This window comes from Leptolyngbya sp. FACHB-541 (assembly GCF_014695875.1).
In the GTDB taxonomy this organism is placed as follows: Bacteria; Cyanobacteriota; Cyanobacteriia; order Elainellales; family Elainellaceae; genus JAAUTN01.
In genome coordinates this window covers 1-2,459 of the sequence record NZ_JACJPC010000002.1, presented here as the reverse complement: position 1 = coordinate 2,459, position 2,459 = coordinate 1, and the positions used below count along the sequence as shown (strand labels likewise).

The following is a 2,459-nucleotide window of genomic DNA, read 5'->3' as shown; positions in this document are numbered from 1 at the left end:
TATTGAGGGGATGAATCACGTCTTAAAAGCTGTTTCATTAGACCCTGAACAGCAAAATGCTTCCTATTCTGACCCAACGCTGCCAGTTGTGCCTGAACTCGTTGAAGGGATAAGTCAATTTATTCATACCAGTGAGATGCGCCGTGAGTCTAACCAGTCGCTGCACCGGAACGTGCCAAATTAATTGATTGAGTGGCAAAGGTTATTTGCTTCCGGTGAGCTTGGTCGTTAGCCAGCGAGGGTGAAAAATAGACTTAATCGGAACTAAGAAAAGCAATCAATTCTTAAACCGATTCCAAATCTTCTTGCAGCCTATTTGTCCATTGAGATGCTGAGCACTTTATTACCAATAAGGTCTGATGAAAAGAGAGTTAGCGATAAGTTTTTTGTTCTCGTTTGTGGGCGGCGCAATGGTCTGGGCCTTGTCACCATTTTTATCCGGGCAGGTCGAACCGTGGGATGCGAAAGGTCTTTATTATTCCGCAGCACTTCTTATTGTTGGCCTTACCGTCGGCCTTGCTCGTCCTAAACATGTTTGGTCGCACTATGCCGGTATTATGCTTGGTCAACTGACGTATATGCTTTTTTTCCTGCCCGGCAGTCTGTTGCCCGGCAGTCTGTTAATTCCTGTTGGAGTCGCTTTTTTAGCGGCTTACTCCATAATCGCTTTAGCCGGAGTAGCAAGTGGGGCCTGGTTTCGTCGCGTCAGCCGGGGTGCGCGGTGATTTTGCTGCCTAACAAGGCGCTGCGGCGAACCCAGCTCTCGCGCTCCGGTTGCATCCACGCTGTCATCGCGGGCCGGGTCGCTGAGCTTGGGTTGTTATAGACCGTATGAATCTCGATGCTGGTGTGCGTACCGCAGCAGATCAAAACTTCTACACGCGCAATCAAAGGAAAAGAGATGAAATACGCTACGGGTTTCAACAGGTCGGCGATGTCTAAGTGTTCTATCGTGAGGCTGGCAGGAGGGGCGAGCGTCTGCGGTACGCGATCTCCAGCGACGATACAGAATCCCAGTTACAGGGCGAGTCAATCCAACCACCTGGGAAGTCCTGGATATGCACGAAAACCCCTATCGATCGCCGCTTCCCTGGAAACAACAGAACACTACACAACCACAAGTCACAGGAGATTTCTAATGAACCGAAAGATTCTTTCAACCAAAATTACAACTACAATCGCAATCACAATTCTGTTCAGCGTACTTCTACTGTTCAATTTTCCATCCCTGGCTCAAGTCAATTCACAAGTGATTCCCAGAATCGAAGTGATCGAAGGTTCCCAGGAAATTCCACCTAGTTACCGTTTAGTCATTAGCCGATCTCAGGACAATGTTTATGTCTTCTGTCCGACTGACTTCGAGCCAGAGTTGAACTATCTGCAAAATGTGAAGGCGATTCAATGTAAGCCGTTTACCAGTCCCTAGAAGTAAACCAGTGAGGGGCAACAGCATAACAACTCACACCACTTTTTTGCTTTGAACAAAGGAGAGATTCAGATGTCAGAGAACAATAAAGCCATTTTAGAAGCGGCAAATGCGGCGAACGCTGCAGGCAACTATGAAGAATTCTTGTCATTCTGCACTGACGACACGGAATGGACGTTTGTAGGCGACAAGACCCTGAACGGAAAAGAAGCTGTTCGCCAGTATATGGCAGAGACATACATAGAGCCGCCAAAGTTTACGGTCGCCAACTTAATCGCTGAGGGTGATTTCGTCACGGCAGTTGGCGACATCACACTGAAGGACGCAGACGGGAAGGCGGATCATTACTCGTACTGCGATGTCTGGCGCTTTCGCGGCGACAAGATGGTCGAATTAAAGGCTTTCGTCATCAAAGCCGAAGTCAAGGATGAAACTAGCAGCGTAGCGTAATTAGAAGCCCATAGATTTGTCTTTTAAATCCACTACAAGCTAGAGGGCATAAACTTTAATCTTGTCCGTAGTGTGATCGCTGAGGTAGGGTAAATCGCTGCCGCGATCGCCGATCTAGTCACAATGCTTCGCACAAAGCTGCAACGCTTTTGTATCAAATTGCAATCCTTTTGCATCAGACCGCAATGTTTCTGTATCGAGCCATCTTGCTTCTGTCACAGGTTGCAAGGTACAGCTATCAGCAAAAACTTGATTGATTTATAGCTCATAGTGAGCAACTTTAACACCACCTAAGAGGTTATTTATGCAAGAGACAAAATACTCTTCCTCAGTGTCTTTTGAGACTACACACAGGCTCTCAAGCCGTGAATTGGAAGTTTTGAAACTCATGGCGGAAGGTCAAAGTAATCCTGAAATTGCAGCCCGTCTATATCTGAGCCACAACACTATAAAAACTCATGTACGTGGTGTCTTCAACAAACTTGGAGTTGACCATCGTGTACAGGCTGCTGTAGTTGCTTTACGTCAAGGGCTGATTTAGGAGGTTCAATGATGACTTCTGAAGAAGCACTGGAAGTTGTAG

3 protein-coding genes and 3 pseudogenes are annotated in these 2,459 nt (G+C 46.9%); all 6 read left to right on the top strand.

The window, feature by feature from the left end:
• A pseudogene (locus tag H6G00_RS00050) lies at nucleotides 1-184 on the top strand (alpha/beta hydrolase); the annotation flags it as partial.
• A 175-nt stretch (nucleotides 185-359) separates the two neighbouring features.
• The gene (locus tag H6G00_RS00045) at nucleotides 360-725 is read left to right on the top strand and encodes a hypothetical protein (protein ID WP_190795063.1); all 366 of its coding nucleotides are present in this window, start codon (nucleotides 360-362) and stop codon (nucleotides 723-725) included.
• Between the two features lie 261 nt (nucleotides 726-986).
• Nucleotides 987-1,139: pseudogene (locus tag H6G00_RS35975) on the top strand (peptidoglycan-binding domain-containing protein); the annotation flags it as partial.
• Nucleotides 1,139-1,426 (top strand): hypothetical protein, encoded by a 288-nt coding sequence (locus H6G00_RS00035; RefSeq protein ID WP_190795062.1) that lies wholly within the window; start codon nucleotides 1,139-1,141, stop codon nucleotides 1,424-1,426. The pseudogene H6G00_RS35975 and the gene H6G00_RS00035, both read left to right, overlap by 1 nt.
• 72 nt (nucleotides 1,427-1,498) lie before the next feature.
• On the top strand, nucleotides 1,499-1,876 hold the full coding sequence (locus H6G00_RS00030; RefSeq protein ID WP_190795061.1) for a nuclear transport factor 2 family protein: 378 nt from the start codon (nucleotides 1,499-1,501) through the stop codon (nucleotides 1,874-1,876).
• Nucleotides 1,877-2,231: 355 nt separating this feature from the next.
• Nucleotides 2,232-2,417 (top strand): annotated as a pseudogene (locus H6G00_RS00025) (response regulator transcription factor); the annotation flags it as partial.
• Nucleotides 2,418-2,459 lie beyond the last annotated feature (42 nt).

Bases quoted from the DNA above. Each gene is read 5' to 3' on its own strand.
- H6G00_RS00045 (WP_190795063.1), top strand. From the start codon at position 360: ATGAAAAGAGAGTTAGCGATAAGTTTTTTGTTCTCGTTTGTGGGCGGC.
- H6G00_RS00035 (WP_190795062.1), top strand. From the start codon at position 1,139: ATGAACCGAAAGATTCTTTCAACCAAAATTACAACTACAATCGCAATC.
- H6G00_RS00030 (WP_190795061.1), top strand. From the start codon at position 1,499: ATGTCAGAGAACAATAAAGCCATTTTAGAAGCGGCAAATGCGGCGAAC.